This window comes from Achromobacter sp. SX5, assembly GCF_056711425.1.
The window spans coordinates 4,160,465-4,176,962 of record NZ_CM160041.1 but is presented as its reverse complement, the minus strand read 5'-3'; the positions used below and the strand labels follow the sequence as shown (position 1 = coordinate 4,176,962).

13 protein-coding genes are annotated in these 16,498 nt (G+C 67.3%); 11 read left to right on the top strand and 2 right to left on the bottom strand.

The window, feature by feature from the left end; translation table 11 throughout:
- Window positions 1–13 precede the first annotated feature (13 nt).
- The gene (locus AC1M14_RS19590; protein WP_209166653.1) at window positions 14–1,063 is read left to right on the top strand and encodes a cyclase family protein; all 1,050 of its coding nucleotides are present in this window, start codon (window positions 14–16) and stop codon (window positions 1,061–1,063) included.
- 32 nt (window positions 1,064–1,095) lie between these two features.
- Here the strand turns inward: AC1M14_RS19590 and mltB are convergent, their stop codons facing one another.
- On the bottom strand, window positions 1,096–2,250 hold the full coding sequence (mltB, locus tag AC1M14_RS19585; protein WP_479730295.1) for a lytic murein transglycosylase B: 1,155 nt from the start codon (window positions 2,248–2,250) through the stop codon (window positions 1,096–1,098).
- A 10-nt stretch (window positions 2,251–2,260) separates the two neighbouring features.
- Here mltB and AC1M14_RS19580 point away from each other — a divergent pair, with 10 nt between their 5' ends.
- The 6 genes from AC1M14_RS19580 (at window position 2,261) to aspT (AC1M14_RS19555) (ending at window position 10,546) form a co-directional block, all read left to right on the top strand.
- The gene (locus AC1M14_RS19580; protein WP_210405811.1) at window positions 2,261–3,184 is read left to right on the top strand and encodes a histone deacetylase family protein; all 924 of its coding nucleotides are present in this window, start codon (window positions 2,261–2,263) and stop codon (window positions 3,182–3,184) included.
- Between the two features lie 77 nt (window positions 3,185–3,261).
- Window positions 3,262–4,011: an electron transfer flavoprotein subunit beta/FixA family protein gene (locus AC1M14_RS19575; RefSeq protein ID WP_479730273.1), complete on the top strand. Its 750-nt coding sequence runs from the start codon at window positions 3,262–3,264 to the stop codon at window positions 4,009–4,011.
- 2 nt (window positions 4,012–4,013) lie between these two features.
- Window positions 4,014–4,943, top strand: a complete 930-nt coding sequence (locus AC1M14_RS19570; protein ID WP_102774877.1) for an electron transfer flavoprotein subunit alpha/FixB family protein — start codon at window positions 4,014–4,016, stop codon at window positions 4,941–4,943.
- A 240-nt stretch (window positions 4,944–5,183) separates the two neighbouring features.
- Window positions 5,184–6,875 carry an aspartate-alanine antiporter gene (gene aspT, locus AC1M14_RS19565; protein WP_102774876.1) on the top strand — a complete coding sequence of 564 codons (1,692 nt, stop codon included), beginning with the start codon at window positions 5,184–5,186 and terminating at the stop codon, window positions 6,873–6,875.
- Between the two features lie 110 nt (window positions 6,876–6,985).
- Window positions 6,986–8,812 (top strand): bifunctional aspartate transaminase/aspartate 4-decarboxylase, encoded by a 1,827-nt coding sequence (locus AC1M14_RS19560; RefSeq protein ID WP_479730294.1) that lies wholly within the window; start codon window positions 6,986–6,988, stop codon window positions 8,810–8,812.
- A 33-nt stretch (window positions 8,813–8,845) separates the two neighbouring features.
- The gene (aspT, locus tag AC1M14_RS19555; protein ID WP_479730293.1) at window positions 8,846–10,546 is read left to right on the top strand and encodes an aspartate-alanine antiporter; all 1,701 of its coding nucleotides are present in this window, start codon (window positions 8,846–8,848) and stop codon (window positions 10,544–10,546) included.
- A 3-nt stretch (window positions 10,547–10,549) separates the two neighbouring features.
- Here the strand turns inward: aspT (AC1M14_RS19555) and AC1M14_RS19550 are convergent, their stop codons facing one another.
- Window positions 10,550–11,473 carry a LysR substrate-binding domain-containing protein gene (locus tag AC1M14_RS19550; protein WP_111827288.1) on the bottom strand — a complete coding sequence of 308 codons (924 nt, stop codon included), beginning with the start codon at window positions 11,471–11,473 and terminating at the stop codon, window positions 10,550–10,552.
- Window positions 11,474–11,571: 98 nt separating this feature from the next.
- Between AC1M14_RS19550 and AC1M14_RS19545 the strand changes: the two genes are divergently transcribed.
- From AC1M14_RS19545 to AC1M14_RS19530, 4 genes are all read left to right on the top strand, one after another.
- A complete protein-coding gene (locus AC1M14_RS19545; protein WP_111827289.1) occupies window positions 11,572–12,774 on the top strand; it encodes a CaiB/BaiF CoA transferase family protein in 1,203 nt (400 codons plus the stop codon).
- The gene (locus AC1M14_RS19540) at window positions 12,771–13,538 is read left to right on the top strand and encodes an enoyl-CoA hydratase/isomerase family protein (protein ID WP_479730292.1); all 768 of its coding nucleotides are present in this window, start codon (window positions 12,771–12,773) and stop codon (window positions 13,536–13,538) included. Before AC1M14_RS19545 ends, AC1M14_RS19540 begins: the two co-directional genes overlap by 4 nt.
- Before the next feature lie 65 nt (window positions 13,539–13,603).
- Window positions 13,604–14,581, top strand: a complete 978-nt coding sequence (locus AC1M14_RS19535; protein WP_479730291.1) for a tripartite tricarboxylate transporter substrate-binding protein — start codon at window positions 13,604–13,606, stop codon at window positions 14,579–14,581.
- A 10-nt stretch (window positions 14,582–14,591) separates the two neighbouring features.
- Complete coding sequence (locus tag AC1M14_RS19530; RefSeq protein WP_111827291.1) at window positions 14,592–16,418, top strand: acyl-CoA dehydrogenase; 1,827 nt, start codon at window positions 14,592–14,594, stop codon at window positions 16,416–16,418.
- The last annotated feature ends 80 nt before the right edge of the window (window positions 16,419–16,498 follow it).

Below are 16,498 nucleotides of genomic sequence, written 5' to 3'. Positions count from 1 at the left end.
GGAGGTGCGACGCATGAGGTGGAAGAACCGTCCCGAAGGATCGAACTGGGGAGATTTCGGGCCTGACGACCAGCGAGGCTGCCTGAATTACATCACTCGCGAGAACGTGCTGAGCGGCATGCGCGAAGTCCGCGAGGGCCTGAGCTTCTGCCTGTCGCTGCCGCTGGATTACCCGGGCGGCAATGGCGTGAACGTGCGCCGCCATCCGCCCAAGCTGCGTCCGACCGAAAGGGATGGCGACCAGTATCTGAACTTCCCGCTGGGGCGCCTGCGCCCGGGCTGCGTCGACGTGCTCAGCGACGATATCGTCGAGATGAGCCTGCAGTATTCGACGCAATGGGATTCGCTGGCGCACGTGGGCGCGCTGTTCGACGCCAATGGCGACGGACTGCCCGAGCGCGTCTACTACAACGGCTACCGGCCCAATGAACACGTGGTGGGGCCGGTGGACTACGACGTCGATAACGGTTTCGCCAAAATCGATCTGGGTCAGGGAACGGCCTCCAACGCCAAGAAACTGGACATCACCCAGCTTGCCGAATCATGCGTGCAGAGCCGCGGCGTGATGGTGGACCTGGCGCGCCACTACGGCCGCGAGCAGAAATCCGTGGGCTATGACGAGCTGATGCGGATACTGGACGCCGACCGGATCGAAATCGAGCGCGGCGACATCGTGCTGTTCCACACGGAATTCGGCGACGCCCTGCTGGAAAAGCGCCGCGAGCCCGATCCGCATACGCTGCATGAAATATGCGCGGGCCTGGACGGCAGCGACGAGAAGCTGTTGCAGTGGATCACCGACTCGAAGGTGGCGGCCATGGCGTCGGACAACCATGCGCTGGAAATCTATCCCACCAAAAAACCCAACGCCTGCTGCGCGGCGCTGCCGCTGCATCACCATTGCATTTTCAAGCTCGGCATGCCCATAGGCGAGATGTGGTATCTGGGCGAGCTGGCGCGCTGGCTCGCCGCCAACGGCCGCAATCGTTTCCTGCTGACGGCGCCGCCGCTGAACCTGCCGGGCGCCGTGGGTTCGCCCGTCACGCCGGTCGCGACGGTCTAGGAGAGGGGCCGCGCGATCGCGGCCCCCGCTCATCACCGCCCCACGCGCGCCTCGATCTCGTCGGCCAGGTCGGCCACCGAGGTGGCGTAGAAATAGCTGCGGTTGTACTTGGTCAGCGCGAAGAAGTTGGGCGTGCCCACGCGGTACTGCGCGGTGCCGCGGGCTTCTTCCACCAGGTCGACCACGCCCAGCGGCTGGCTGGTCCAGCGGTCGGCGGAGGCGCCGGGGCGCAGGCGCGCGCCGGCGGCGGTCAGCGAGTTCCAGCTTTGCTTGGGTTCGAGGCCGCCGTCGACCAGCGGCGCGGGATCGACCGGCAGGATCACGGGAGCGAACACCGGCAGGCCGCGCTGCCAGCCGTGCTGGGACAGGAAGCTGCCCACCGACATGATCGCGTCGCGGGTGTTGTTGCTCAGGTCGATATGGCCGTTGTCGTCGCCGTCCACGGCGTAATGCATCACGCTGGTGGGCATGAACTGCGGCATGCCGATGGCGCCCGCGTACGAGCCGCGGGTTTCCAGATCGAGCTTGTCCTGCATGGCCAGCGTCAGGAAGTCGGCCAGCTGCCCGCGGAACATGGTGGCGCGTTCGGGCTTGGCCGGATCGGGATAATCGAAAGCCAGCGTGGTCAGGGCGTCCAGCACGCGGAAATTGCCCATATTGCGCCCGTACAGCGTTTCCACGCCGATGATGGATGCGATGATGGGCGCAGGTACGCCGAAGCGCTGCGCGGCCTGGTTGAGCAGGTCGCGGTTTTCGTTATAGAAGTCCACGCCCCAGCCGATGCGCTTGGGTTCCACGAAGCGCGAGCGGTACGTCAGCCAGCTGCGCCAGATTTTCTTGCCCGGGGGCGACGGCGCAATCAGGCGCGCCACCGTGGCGTTATAGCGCGAGCCCTCCAGCGCGGCGACCATGGGCGCCAGCGGCAGCTGGCGCTCGGCGGCCAGGCTTTCCACGAATGAACGGACTTCCGGGCGCAGCGCGCCGTTGGCGCCGAGGGCGGCGGGGCCGTCGTCGGCCAGTCCGAAGCCTGGAGTCGGCGCACTGGGTCCGATGCGGATGGGAGCGGGAGAGGACGAGGCCGCGGCGGATGGCGAGGCCGGGGCGGTAGCGGTGGGGGCGGTGGTGGTACAGCCCGCCAGCAAGGCGCAAAGGGTTCCGAGTTGCAGTATTCGCCGACAGATGAACATAATCTTCCTTATGGAGACCATGTATCTTACCCACCCGGCATGCCGCTTGCATGAAATGGGCAGTTGGCATCCCGAAAGCCCGCAGAGGCTGGACGCCATTTCCGACCAGCTGCTTGCGAGCGGATTGATGCCTTATCTGGACGACCGCCAGGCCCCGCAGGCGTCGCGTCACGACGTGCTGCGCGTGCATACCGTCCAGTACCTGAACAGTCTGCGCGAAAACACGCCCGAACAAGGGTATTTCCCGATAGATCCCGACACGCTGATGAATCCGCACACCTACGAGGCCGCGCTTTACGCCGCGGGCGCGGGGGTGGCGGCGGTGGATGCGGTGATGGGCGGCGAAGCCCGCACGGCGTTCTGCGCGGTCAGGCCGCCCGGCCACCATGCCTGCCGTTCGCAGGCCATGGGATTCTGCTTTCTCAACAACGTCGCCATTGCGGCGCAGCATGCGCTGGAATTCCACGGCCTGGCGCGCGTGGCCATCGTCGATTTCGACGTCCACCACGGCAACGGCACCGAAGAAGTCTTTGCCGGCGACGAGCGCGTCCTGATGTGCAGTTTCTTCCAGCATCCGTTCTTTCCGAACAGCGGCGCGGACCACCCGGCCGCGAACATGCTGAACGTGCCCGTGCCCGCGTACACGGCGGGCGCCGCCGTGCGGGCCATCGTCAGCGACTCCTGGCTGCCCAGGCTGGAGGCGCACCGGCCCGAACTGATCCTGGTGTCGGCCGGCTTCGATGCGCACCGCGAGGACGACATGGGCCAGATGGGCCTGGTCGAAGCCGACTACGCGTGGATCACCGACAGGCTGGTCGAAGTGGCCGAGCGCCACTGCCAGGGGCGGATCGTCAGCACGCTGGAAGGCGGTTACAACTTGTCAGCTTTGGGGCGCAGCGTCGTCGCGCACATACGAGCCCTGGCTAAGCTGTAGAATCAGGAAAAAATTGTGCACTGCAATCCCGGCGCAAGCCGGGGCAACTATTTCATTTTCATTTTGGAGACAGCGGGATGAAGGTATTGGTACCTGTCAAGCGCGTGGTTGACTACAACGTCAAGGTGCGCGTCAAGTCTGATCAAACCGGCGTGGACATCGCCAACGTGAAGATGTCCATGAATCCGTTCGATGAGATCGCCGTCGAGGAAGCGACGCGCCTGAAGGAAAAGGGCGCGGCGGCCGAGGTGGTGGCGGTGTCTTGCGGCGTTGCGCAATGCCAGGAGACGCTGCGCACGGCCATGGCCATCGGCGCCGACCGCGGCGTGCTGGTGCAGACCGACGCGGAGCTGCAGCCGCTGGCGGTGGCCAAGCTGCTGCGCGCGCTGGTCGACAAGGAGCAGCCGCAACTGGTGATCCTGGGCAAGCAGGCCATCGACGACGACGCCAACCAGACGGGCCAGATGCTGGCCGCGCTGCTGGGCTGGCCGCAGGCCACGTTCGCCAGCAAGGTGGAGCTGGCCGACGGCAAGGCGACGGTGACGCGCGAAGTCGACGGCGGGCTGGAGACGGTGACGCTGAAGCTGCCGGCCATCATCACGACGGACCTGCGCCTGAACGAGCCGCGCTACGTGACGCTGCCCAACATCATGAAGGCCAAGAAGAAGCAGCTGGACACGGTCACGCCTGAAGAGCTGGGCGTGGACCCGGCGCCGCGGCTGAAGACGCTGAAGGTCAGCGAGCCGCCCGCGCGCAAGGCCGGCATCAAGGTGGCCGACGTTGCGGCCCTGGTGGACAAACTCAAGAACGAAGCGAAGGTGGTTTGAACATGACGACGCTGGTTATTGCAGAACACGATAACGCCCAGCTGAAGGGCGCAACCCTGAACACCATCGCCGCGGCCGCCAAGATCGGCGGCGACGTGCATGTGCTGGTGGCCGGCGCCAACGCGCGCGCCGTGGCCGAGCAGGCCGCTGCCGCCGCCGGCGTGTCCAAGGTGCTGCTGGCCGACGCCGCGCAGCTGGCCGACGGGCTGGCCGAGAACCTGGCCGCGCAGGTGCTGGCGGTGGCCTCGGGCTACAGCCACATCCTGTTCCCGGCGACGGCCTCGGGCAAGAACGTGGCTCCGCGCGTGGCGGCCAAGCTGGACGTGGCGCAGATCTCCGACATCATCGGCGTGGAATCGGCCGATACGTTCCAGCGCCCGATCTACGCGGGCAACGCGATCGCCACGGTGCAGTCGGGCGACGCGGTCAAGGTGATCACGGTGCGCACGACCGGCTTTGACGCCGTCGCCGCGCAAGGCGGTTCGGCCGCGATCGAAGAGGTGGCGGCGGTGGCCGATTCGGGCCTGTCGAGCTTCGTGGGCCGCGAAGTGGCCAAGAGCGACCGTCCGGAACTGGCCGGCGCGCGCGTGGTGGTGTCGGGCGGCCGCGGCCTGGGCAGCGCCGAGAACTTCAAGATCCTGGACCCGCTGGCCGACAAGCTGGGCGCGGCGCTGGGCGCGTCGCGCGCGGCGGTCGACGCCGGCTATGCGCCCAACGACTGGCAGGTCGGCCAGACCGGCAAGATCGTGGCCCCGCAGCTGTACGTGGCGGTGGGCATCTCGGGCGCCATCCAGCACCTGGCCGGCATGAAGGACTCCAAGGTCATCGTGGCCATCAACAAGGACCCGGAAGCGCCGATTTTCGGCGTGGCCGATTACGGCCTGGTCGGCGACCTGTTCCAGGTCGTGCCCGAACTGACCAGCGCGCTGTAATGGTTTAGATCCGGGTTTGAAACCGGTGTGCATCCGGTTTGAATCCGGTTTAATCCCGCGTTATCCAAAACCCGCCGGCGTGCGCGCCGGCGGGTTTTCTGTTTTTGGAGACACCCGTTCACCGCTATTTAATCGGAACGCTATAAATCTTTTGCTTTATTGCAAGATTCTGATAATGTTTCCGACGCGCAGCAAGATTCGCGCAAGTGCTTGGCCTGTACAGAACGAAGGAGATTCGGGATGGAATGGTTTTTTGACACTTTGCGGAAATATCCGGAGCTCGCGATATTCCTGACCTTGGGCCTGGGTTACTGGATAGGCGCCAAGAAGATATTCGGGTTTAATCTCGGCGCGGTCACCGGAACGCTGCTGGTGGGCGTGCTGGTCGGGCAGCTCGATATCACTATCGCTCCCATCGTCAAGCAGGTTTTCTTCCTGCTTTTTCTTTTCGGGCTGGGCTATGGCGTCGGCCCGCAATTCTTCCGCGGCATGAAAAGCGATGGCCTGCCCCAGGTCATATTCGCGGTCGTCATTTGCGTCGTCTGCCTGCTGGTCACCTGGGGCACCGCGGTGGCTTTCGGTTTTGACGCCGGCACCGGCGCGGGCCTGCTGTCGGGCGCGCAGACGATCTCGGCGGTCATGGGCGTGGCCACCGACACCATCAACGGCCTGAACGTGGACGCCGCGACCAAGAAGCAATGGATCGACAGCATCCCCGTGGCCTACGCGGTCTGCTACATCTTCGGCACCGTGGGCAGCGCCTGGATACTGGCCTCGCTGGGCCCCAAGCTGATGCGCGTGGACATCGTGAAAGAATGCAAGGAGTACGAGGCCAAGATGTCCGGCGGCGCCGATTCCATGGAGCTGTCGGGCTACCGCAAGTTCACGGCGCGCGCCTACAGGCTGGAGCGCGAGGATTGCGTGGGCAAGACGGTGGGCGAGCTGGAGTCGCGCTTCGTCGATGCGCGCGTCTTCGTCGAGCGCATCCGCCGCGGCGACCAGATCCTGGATTGCGATTCCAAGACCGTGCTGCAGGCCGGCGACGTGCTCGGCGTGACCGGCAGGCATGATGCGCTGGTGCAGCAGGCGCCGGGCATCATCGGCGGCGAGGTCGAGGACCGGGACGTGATCAACCTGCCCGCCGAGATCGTCGAGGTGGTGCTGACCAACAAGAACCTGGCCGGCAAGACGGTGCAGGAAATCGCCGAGCACGACGCCGTGCGCGAACTGGGACGCGGCGTGTTCCTGCGCAAGGTGGTGCGCGGCGGCCACGAGATGCCGGTCAACTGGGGCCTGAAGCTGGACCGCGGCGACCGGCTGTTCCTGCTGGGCGCCAAGCGCGACGTCGAACGCGTGGTCGGCAAGGTCGGCTACGTGGATCGCGCCACCGACCAGACCGACATGGTGTTCGTGGGCTTCGGCATTCTGCTGGGCGGCCTGTTCGGCTCGCTGGTGCTGACCGTCAAGGGGATACCCATCACGCTGTCGACCTCGGGCGGCTCGCTGATCGCCGGCCTGGTCTTCGGCTACCTGCGCTCGGTGCATCCGACCTTCGGCCGGGTGCCGGAGCCGGTGCACTGGTTCCTTACCTCCGTGGGGCTGACGACCTTCGTGGCGGTGGTCGGCATCTCGTCCGGACCGGGCTTCGTCCTGGGCTTCCAGCAACTGGGCGCCAAGCTCTTCGTCGCCGGCGTGATCGCCACCAGCGTGCCCATGATCCTGGGCGTGCTCATCGCCCGCTACATCTTCAAGTTCCACCCGGCCATCGCGCTGGGCGTCTGCGCCGGCGCCCGGACCACGACGGCTGCCATCGGGCAGATTACCGAAACGGCCAAGAGCCAGGTGCCCGCCCTCGGCTATACGGTGCCCTACGCGATCGGCAACACGCTGCTGATCATCTGGGGGATCGTCATCGTCATGCTCATGACCTAGCGGCTCGTCCGCGGGCCGCCAGGCCCGCGGACCGCTGCCCAAGGCTGGCGGGCGCAACGGCCCGCCACGCAGCCAACGCCCGTCACCACGCAAACCAGGAGTACTGAACCATGGCTTCCACCGCGCCTCTCACCGTCAGTCTGGCCTCGGCACTGAAAACCACCCGCTCGCACCAGCGCGACCTCGAACAGCTTTCGCCGTTCGAACTGAAGGACTACCTGATCACGCTGGCCAAGGACAGCCAGCAGCTGTCGGCGGCGACCATGCTGAACGCCGGCCGCGGCAATCCGAACTGGATCGCCACCGAGCCGCGCGACGCCTTCTTCCTGCTGGGCCGGTTCGCGATGAAAGAGGCGCGCCGGGTGCGCGACGAAGGCATCCTGGCGGGCATGCCGGACAAGCAGGGCTGCGCCGGCCGGCTGCGCAAGTTCCTGTCCAAGCACAAGGGCGAGGACGGCCGCGACTTCCTGGCGGGCGTGCTGGAATACGGCGTGAAGGTCAAGGGCTTCGATGCGGACGAATGGGTCCACGAGCTCACCGACAGCATCATCGGCGACCACTACCCGGTGCCGCCGCGCGCGCTGGTGCACATGGAGCAGATCGTGCACGACTACCTGATCAAGGAAATGTGCGACGGTCGCCCGCCCAAGGGCAAGTTCGACCTGTTTCCGGTCGAGGGTGGCACGGCGGCGATGTGCTACATCTTCGATTCGCTGCTGCAGAACGGGCTGCTCAAGCAGGGCGACACCATCGCGCTGTTCCTGCCCACGTTCACGCCCTATATCGAAATCGCGCACCTGGAGCGCTTCCAGTTCAAGATCGTGCCCATCAACGCCAGCAGCATGCGGGCCGACGGCACGCATGACTGGCATTACCCGCCCGAGGAAATCGCCAAGCTGGAGAACCCCAAGATCAAGCTGGCGGTCACGGTCAATCCCAGCAACCCGCCGTCGGTGGCCTTCAGCCCGGTCGAAATGAAGCAGATCGTGCGCCTGATCCGCAAGAACCCCGACCTGGTGCTGGTCACCGACGACGTGTACGGCACCTTCGTGCCGAACTTCCGCTCGCTGATGGCCGAGGTGCCGCACAACACGATCTGCGTGTATTCGTTTTCCAAGAACTTCGGCTGCACCGGCTGGCGCCTGGGCGTGATCGCGACCCACGAAACCAACATCATGGACCGCCGCATCGCCGAACTGCCGGCGTCGTGGAAAAAGCGCCTGCACAAGCGCTACAGCGCCATGACGATGGAGCCGGAGAAGCTCAAGTTCATCGACCGCATGGTCGCCGACAGCCGCAACGTGGCGCTGAACCACACGGCCGGCCTGTCCCTGCCGCAGCAGGTCCAGATGGGCTTTTTCGCGTTGTCCCACCTGCTCGACCTGAAGGACGCCTACAAGCACCTGACGATGGAAATCGTGCGCAAGCGGCGCGACGCGCTGTGGCAGGGCCTGGGCATTCCCATGCCGCCGGAAGATCCGACGCGCGCCTGGTATTACGTGGAACTGGACTTCATGGTCTGGGCCAAGGTGATGTACGGCGACGGCTTCTGCAAGTACATGGTCAACAATTACGAGCCGGTGGACTTCCTGTTCCGCCTGGCCGAGAAGACCGGCGTGGTGCTGATGGACGGCGGCGGTTTCGGCGGCCCGCCCTGGTCGATCCGGATCTCCCTGGCCAACCTCGACGACGGCGACTACGCCAAGATCGGCAAGCACATGGTGGCGGCCGCGACCGAATACGTCGACGCGTGGAAGGCCTCCGAGCTGGTGCGTTCGGGTCCGACCGCGGGCAAGGGCCAGAAGGTCAAGGCCGCGGCCGGCAAGAAGGCGGCCGGCAAGAAGGCCGGCGCGGCCGTGGCGCGCAAGGCGGTCAAGCAGGCGGTGCAGCGCGCGGATACGGCGGCCAAGTCGGCCAGGAAGGGCGCCGGCAAGTAGGCGGTCACGGCAACCCCAGGGTGATATGAACATATGACTTGCAGCGTCGGGTTTTTCAATAGCGTCCCCATCGCAGTGCTGTTCGTGACGGTGGGTTTGGGATACCTGATCGGCAAGCTCCGGATCGGCCCGATCCAGCTGGGCGGGGTGTGCGGAACGCTCATCGTCGCCCTGCTGATCGGGCAGACCGGCTGCCAGATCCGCGGCGACCTGAAGGAAGTCGCGTTCGCGCTGTTCATCTTCGCCATGGGGTACTCGGGCGGTCCGCAGTTCTTCGCCAACCTGAACCGCTCCAGCCTGCGCTTCATCGCGCTGCCGCTCATCGAGGCCGTGCTGGTGCTGACCATCGTGCTGGCGGCGGTGCCGCTGTTCGGCCTGGACGCCGGCACGGCGGCCGGGCTGGCGGCCGGCGCGGCCACCGAATCGGCCGTGGTCGGCACGGCCGCCGAGGCGCTCAAGCACCTGGGCCTGGCCGACGCCGACGTCCAGCGCATGGAAGCCAACATCGCCACCGCCTACACGCTGACCTATCTGGTGGGCCTCATCAGCATCGTGTTCTTCACCAGCCAGGTCGCGCCGGCGCTGCTGCGCATCAACCTGCGCGAAGCGTCCAAGGCGATGGAGGAAAAGCTGGGCGTGGCCGCCGGCGACGGCGAGGACGCCAATATGCCCACGCTGCCGCGGCTGGTGGGCCGCGCGCACGTGGTCAAGGACGCCGGCGGCATGAGCGTGGCCGAGGTGGAGGCCAGGCTGGGCGGGCGCACCGCCGTCAGCCGCATCCTGCGCGACGGGGCGGCGGTGGACGCGTCGCCCGAGGACGTGCTGGCGGTGGGAGACATCGTGGTGGTGCTGGGCATGCGGCGCTTCGTGCTGGGCGCCGGCGGCGTCATCGGCCCCGAGATCCAGCTGCCCGAGGCGCATGCCGACGACCTGCAGCTCAGCGAACTGGCGGTCATCGTCAACAAGAAGGCGGTGAACGGACACACCGTGGGCGAACTGGCCCGACGGCCGCGCGCGCAGCGGGCGCGCGGCGTGTTCCTGCAGTCCATCGTGCGCTCCGGCCATTCCCTGCCGATCACGCCGTCCACCGTGGTGCAGTACGGCGACCTGATCACGCTGGTGGGCGCCGAACCCGAACTGTCGGCGGCCGGCGCGGCGCTGGGCAACGAGCTGCGCCGCAGCGGCGTGACCGATCTGGTGTTCCTGGCTTTCGGCATACTCGCGGGCCTGCTGATCGGCAGCCTCAGCGCAAACCTGTGGGGCATTCCGGTATCGCTGGGCAGCGGCGGCGGGGCGCTGGTCAGCGGCCTGGTCTGCGGCTGGATCAACGCCAAGCGGCCGGCGCTGGGCCACATGCCGGACCACGCGGTGCAATTGCTCAAGGACCTGGGGCTGGCGATCTTCGTGGCTTGCGTCGGCCTGTCGGCCGGGCCGGAGGCGGTGAAGCTGATCCGCGAGCACGGCGCGGTGCTGCCCGTGATCGGCCTCCTGGTGTCGCTGGGCCCGGCATGCCTGTCGCTGTGGGTGGGCCACAAGATCCTGAAGATAGAAGGGCCGCTGCTGGTGGGGGCCATCGCCGGCCAGCACGTCAGCACGCCGGCCATCAGCGCCATCCTGAATTCCAGCGGCAGCGCGGTGCCGCTCCTGGGCTACACCGTGACTTACGCCATCGCCAACGTGCTGCTGCCGGTGCTGGGGCCCATCATCGTGTCGCTGGCCCACCACCTGGGCTAGCCGTTACCGCAGCAAGGTGCAGCCCTGCCACGCCTGATCCTCGATCAGGCGTTTTATTTCGTCCTGGCACAGCTCGATGACCCGGTTGACCGCGGGCGAGGGCGGCAGGCTTGCGCTGGCGCACAGCACCAGTTCGCGCGACAGCGCCCGGTCGAGCGCGTGCGCGACGATGGAGCCTTCCGCGATCTCGGGCTGCGCGGCCGAGCTGGGCAGGATGGTGGCCGCCATCGCCTCGCGCACGGCGGGGATCAGGATGGCCGAGGTGCTGGCCTCGGCGAACAGGTTGCAGGTCAGGCCGGCGGTCAGGAAGGCGTGGTCCAGCCGCGCGCGCAGCGTGTTGGGCAGGCTGGGCAGCACCAGCGGCAGCGCGGCGAAGTCCTCGATGGCCAGGGTGCGGCGCGGCAGCGCCACGCTGGCGTGCGCCAGCAGGAACAGGCGTTCGCGCAACAGCGGCGTGCGCAGGAGGCCCTGCATGGGCTGCTGGTCCGGCGACAGCGAAAAGTCGATGCGTCCTTGCAGCACCAGCTTGGTCAGGTCGGCGCTGGGCACGTCGACGATCTCCAGCACCACCGAGGGCAGCTCCGCCTTGACCCGGCGCATCAGCGGCAGGGCCAGCATGCGCGCCGTGCTGGAGGCCAGCCCGATCGAGACCGTGCCGGTGATCTGGTCGGCGGTCCGCGACAGCAGGCTGCGCGTGCTGTCGACCTGGCGCAGGATGATCTGCGCGTGGCGGTACAGCAGCAGGCCTTCGGCGGTGGGCTGCACGCCCTTGGCGCCGCGCACCAGCAGCGCCACGCCCAGGTTCTCTTCGAGCAGCGACATCTGCTGGCTTAGCGCGGGCTGCGCCACGTGCAGGCTTTCGGCGGCCCGCGTCATGTTCTGCAGTTCCACCACGCGGACGAAATACTTCAGCTGACGCAGATTCATGGAATAAGAAAAACTTATGGATGGATCGGAAAATAGTATTTTCTATGCCTTTGCGGCGCTGCCTAGAATGGGCCTCACATCAGAGGAGGACGACCGACATGAGTCTGCCATTGGCCGGGCTGAAGGTGCTGGATCTGACCCGGGCGCTTTCCGGGCCTTTCTGCACAATGATTCTTGGAGACCTGGGCGCCGAGGTCATCAAGGTGGAACCCATGCCGGCGGGCGAGATGGCGCGCCAGTGGGGGCCTTTCGATGATGACATAAGTGTTTATTATCTTAGCGCCAACCGCAGCAAGCAAGGGATAGGCGTGGACTTCCGCAAGCCCGAGGGGCTGGCGCTGCTGCGCAAGCTGGCCCTGGCCTCCGACATCGTGGTCGAAAACTTCAAGGTCGGCACCATGGACGCGATGGGCCTGGGCTATGACGCGCTGGCCGAGGAGCATCCCGGCCTGATCATGGCGTCGATCTCCGGCTTCGGCAGCAAGGGCCCGGCGCGCGACTGGGCCGGGTTCGACCAGGTGGCGCAGGGCTATTCCGGCTTCATGAGCCTGACCGGCACGCCCGAGTCCGGCCCGATGCGGGTCGGCGTCGCCATCGGCGACCTGACCGCGGGCATGTGGCTGGTCATCGGCATCCTGTCGGCCGTGGCGCAGCGCGCCGCCACCGGGCGCGGACAGCACGTCCAAACCTCGCTGCTGGCGGGGCTGATGGCGCTGCTCAGCGTGCAGGGCCAGCGTTATCTCAGCAAGGAGGAGGTGCCGCAGCCCTGCGGCAACGTGCATCCCGTCATCGCGCCCTACGGCACTTTCGAGACCGCCGACGGTCCGCTCAACCTGGCGCCGGCCACCCAGGCCATGTGGGTCAAGCTCTGCGCCATTCTGGACCTGTCCCATCTGACGTCCGACCCGCGCTTTCTCACCAACGCCGAACGCATGCAGCACCGCTACGAGCTGAAGCTGGAACTGGAGGCGGGGCTCAAGCGCAAGACGCGCATGGAATGGACCGCGCTGATGATAGACGCCGGCATTCCGGCCGGCCCGATCAATACCCTGGAGGACGTGTTCGCGGACCCGCAGGTGCAGGCTTGCGGATTGGTGCGCACGCTGGCGCATCCGGTGCTGGGCGAACTGCGGCAGGTGGGCCTGCCGCTGGAGCTGGGCGGCGCGCAGGCCGCCGCCGACCGCGCGCCGCCCGTGTTCGGCCAGCACACGCGCGACGTGTTCGCGCGCTATGGCATGGACGGCGCCGAAATCGACAGGCTGCTGGCCGATGGCGTGGCCTACCAGGCGGAGGCGGCATGAACGCGCCCGGCGAGACGCCCAGCCTGTCGGTGGACGGGCACGTCGCCACGCTGCGCCTGCGCCGGCCCGGCCACGCCAACCGGCTGTCCCCGCGCGACCTGGAGGTGCTGAGGGACCATCTGGCGACCGTGAACGCCGACGACGCCGTCCGCGTGCTGCGCATCCAGTCCGACGGCAAGTACTTCTGCAGCGGCTACGACATTGCTTCCCTGGCCTCGGACAGCGCGCCCAGCTCGCTGTACTTCGGGCAGACCATGGACCTGATCGAAGCGGCCCGGCCCGTCACTATCGCCGCGGTGCAGGGCGGGGCGTATGGCGGCGGCACCGACCTGTGCCTGGCCTGCGATTTCCGCATCGGCACGCCGCAGGCCGATATGTTCATGCCGGCCACGCGGCTGGGCCTGCATTTCTATCCCGGCGGCATGTCGCGCTACGTCACGCGCCTGGGCGTGGACCAGGCCAAGCGCCTGTTCCTGACCGCCGAGCGCATCCAGGCCGACGAAATGCTGCGCATCGGCTTTCTGACCGAGCTGGTCGACGAGGATCGCCTGCAGCAGCGGCTGGACGCGCTGAGCGCGCAGATCGCCGAGATGGCGCCGATACCGCTGTTCGGCGTCAAAGCCCAGCTCAACCGGATCGCGCGCGGCGAGATCGACGTGGCCGCCATCGAGGAGGCGGTGCTGCAGTCCGAGCGCTCGCGCGACCTGGCCGAAGGCGCGCTGGCCTGGCGCGAAAAGCGCAAGCCGCGCTTCACCGGCCGCTGAAGCGGCCGGCGCATCAACAGAGGGCCGCAAGACAAGCGGCTCCGACATCCACAAAGGAGACTTCGATGAAACCCGCCATCACCGCCTGCGGCGCCTTGCTTGCCGCCGTTGTTTCGTTGTCCGCCATGCCGCAGGCCGCGCAGGCCGCCGCGCCGTATCCGTCCAAGCCGCTGACCCTGGTGATCGGATTCCCGCCCGGCGGCGGGGCCGACCAGGTGGGGCGCGTCTACGCGAACGCGCTGGCCCGCCAGCTCAAGCAGCCCGTCGTCATCGAAAACCGTCCGGGCGCCGGCTCGACCATCGGCGCCAGCCTGGCCGCGCGCGCCGCCGCCGACGGCTATACCCTGTACCTGGGCAATTCCAGCGTCATGGGCAGCGACAGCGCGCTGTACAAGGTGGATTACACGCCCGACGACTTCGTGCCCGTGGCGCAGCTCACCACCGGCCCCATGGTGCTGATCGCCAACGCCAAGCTGGGCTTCAAGAGCGTGCAGGACCTGATCGACCGCGCCAAGAGCAAGCCGGGAACCATCAACGTGGCCTCGTCCGGCAACGGCATCATCACCCATCTGGCCGCGGTCGAATTCATGTCGCTGACGGGCGTGAAGCTGATGCACATTCCGTTCAAGGGCGGCGCGGCCGCGGCGCAGTCGGTGGCCGCGGGCGACACCGACGTCTCCTTCGCCACGGCGCCCTCGGCCAAGGCCGTGATCGACAGCGGCAAGGTGGTGGCGCTGGCGGTGACGTCGGGTCAGCCCTCGCGCCTGCTGCCCTATCCGCCGATCGCCGCGACCGTGCCCGGTTACGAGCTGTCCAACTGGTGGGGCGTGTTCGCGCCCAAGGGCACGCCGCCGCAAGTCCTGGAAACGCTGTTCAAGGCCAGCAACGAAGTGCTGGCGCTGGCCGAGGTGCAGCAGGGCATGGCGGCCGGCTACGAGGAAGTCACGCCGTCGGCCTCGCTGGAAGCCTTCGGCGCCTTCGCCCGCAAGGAGGGAAGCAAGGGTTTAAGATTGGCCAAACAAAGCTTGGACAGCGCCAATTGATGGAGACACCATGCCCTACGCAACCCCATTGCAGGACTTCCGTTTCGCCCTGCGCGAACTGGCCGGACTTGAAGAGGTCCTGAAACTTCCCGGCTTCGAAGAGGTCACGCCCGATCTGGTCGACGCCATCCTCGAAGAGAACGGCCGCTTCGTGGAACAGGCGATCGCGCCGCTGAACGTGCCGGGCGACACCCGCCCGCCGGTCTGGCAGGACGGCCACGTCGCCGCCACGCCGGGCTATGCGCAGGGCTTCAAGGATTACGCGGCCGGCGGCTGGCAGGGTCTGCAGCATCCGGCGGCCTGGGGCGGGCAGGGGCTGCCCAAGCTGGTGGCGGCGGCGCCGGGCGAGAACATCCAGGCGGCCAGCCTGGCGTTCTCGCTGTGCCCGATGCTGACCGACGGCGTCATCGAAGCCCTGCTGACCGTGGGTTCGGAGGCGCAGCGCCAGCAGTACGTGCCCAACCTGATCGGCGGCAAGTGGACCGGCACCATGAACCTGACCGAGCCGCAGGCCGGCTCGGACCTGGCCCAGGTCGCCACCCGTGCGGTGCCGCAGCAGGACGGCAGCTACCGGCTCAGCGGCCAGAAGATCTTCATCACCTACGGCGAGCACGATCTGGCCGAGAACATCATCCACCTGGTGCTGGCGCGCATGCCGGACGCGCCGGCCGGGGTGAAGGGCATTTCGCTCTTCATCGTGCCCAAGTTCCTGGTCGAGCCCGACGGCTCGCCCGGCAAGCGCAACGACGTGTGGTGCGCCTCGCTGGAGCACAAGCTCGGCATCCACGGCAGCCCCACCGCCGTGCTGCTGTACGGCTCGGGCAAGGGCGACGTGGGCGAGGGCGCGATCGGCTACCTGGTCGGCGAGCCCAACCGCGGCCTGGAATACATGTTCATCATGATGAATGCCGCCCGCTATTCGGTGGGGCAGCAGGGCATCGGCGTGTCCGAGCGCGCCTACCAGCACGCCCTGGCCTATGCGCGCGAGCGCGTGCAGGGCCGCGCCGTCGAAGGCTCGCCCGGCCCGGTCGCCATCGTGCGCCATCCCGACGTGCAGCGCATGCTGATGACCATGAAGGCGCTGACCGAGGCGGCCCGCGCCATCTCTTACGTGGCCGCCGCCGCGCACGACAAGGGCACGCATCATCCCGACCCGGAGCAGCGCGCGCGCAACCGCGCCTTCTACGAATACCTGGTTCCCATCGTCAAGGGCTTCTCCACCGAGAACGCGGTCGAGATCGCGTCGCTGGGCATCCAGGTGCATGGCGGCATGGGCTACATCGAAGAGACCGGGGCCGCGCAGTTCTACCGGGACGCGCGCATCCTGCCGATCTACGAGGGCACGACCGCGATCCAGGCCAACGACCTGGTCGGACGCAAGACGCAGCGCGACGGCGGCGCCGCCGCGCATGCCGCCATCGCGGCGATGCGCGAGACGTTGCGCGCGCTCAGCGCCGAGGCCGCGTCGGCCGCGGCGCAGGACCGCGCCGGCCTGGGCCTGCTGCGCGATAACTTCGACGCCGCGATCCAGGCGTACGAGGCCGGCGTCGCCTTCATCCTGGAGCAGTCGGCGGCCAATGTGCGGGCGGCCTATTCCAGCAGCGTGCCCTACCTGATGCTGGCCGGCGTCACGCACGGCGGATGGCAGATGGCGCGCGCCGTGCTGGCCTGCCGCCGGCATCTGGCCGGCGGCTCCACCGACCCGTTCCATGCCTCGAAAATCGCCACCGGCCTGTTCTACGGCGCGCATATCCTGCCGCGCGCGCTGGCATTGTCGGCGGCGGTGCGAGCCGGGGTCGTGGCCGACGCCTGTGGCGCCAGCCTGAATATTGCATAAGGTTATATGTCTTGCGTATTTCCCCGACTGCGGGTTTGATGGAAGAATCGTCTTCCGGGAGACGATCAGCCTGCGCCGCC

What these genes read in the sequence shown, in the direction of transcription:
- AC1M14_RS19590 (WP_209166653.1), top strand. Translation starts at nt 14, where the DNA reads ATGAGGTGGAAGAACCGTCCCGAAGGATCGAACTGGGGAGATTTCGGG.
- AC1M14_RS19575 (WP_479730273.1), top strand. Translation starts at nt 3,262, where the DNA reads ATGAAGGTATTGGTACCTGTCAAGCGCGTGGTTGACTACAACGTCAAG.
- aspT (WP_479730293.1), top strand. Translation starts at nt 8,846, where the DNA reads ATGACTTGCAGCGTCGGGTTTTTCAATAGCGTCCCCATCGCAGTGCTG.
- AC1M14_RS19550 (WP_111827288.1), bottom strand. Translation starts at nt 11,473, where the DNA reads ATGAATCTGCGTCAGCTGAAGTATTTCGTCCGCGTGGTGGAACTGCAG.
- AC1M14_RS19530 (WP_111827291.1), top strand. Translation starts at nt 14,592, where the DNA reads ATGCCCTACGCAACCCCATTGCAGGACTTCCGTTTCGCCCTGCGCGAA.
- mltB (WP_479730295.1), bottom strand. Translation starts at nt 2,250, where the DNA reads ATGTTCATCTGTCGGCGAATACTGCAACTCGGAACCCTTTGCGCCTTG.
- AC1M14_RS19540 (WP_479730292.1), top strand. Translation starts at nt 12,771, where the DNA reads ATGAACGCGCCCGGCGAGACGCCCAGCCTGTCGGTGGACGGGCACGTC.
- AC1M14_RS19535 (WP_479730291.1), top strand. Translation starts at nt 13,604, where the DNA reads ATGAAACCCGCCATCACCGCCTGCGGCGCCTTGCTTGCCGCCGTTGTT.
- AC1M14_RS19570 (WP_102774877.1), top strand. Translation starts at nt 4,014, where the DNA reads ATGACGACGCTGGTTATTGCAGAACACGATAACGCCCAGCTGAAGGGC.
- AC1M14_RS19545 (WP_111827289.1), top strand. Translation starts at nt 11,572, where the DNA reads ATGAGTCTGCCATTGGCCGGGCTGAAGGTGCTGGATCTGACCCGGGCG.
- aspT (WP_102774876.1), top strand. Translation starts at nt 5,184, where the DNA reads ATGGAATGGTTTTTTGACACTTTGCGGAAATATCCGGAGCTCGCGATA.
- AC1M14_RS19580 (WP_210405811.1), top strand. Translation starts at nt 2,261, where the DNA reads ATGGAGACCATGTATCTTACCCACCCGGCATGCCGCTTGCATGAAATG.
- AC1M14_RS19560 (WP_479730294.1), top strand. Translation starts at nt 6,986, where the DNA reads ATGGCTTCCACCGCGCCTCTCACCGTCAGTCTGGCCTCGGCACTGAAA.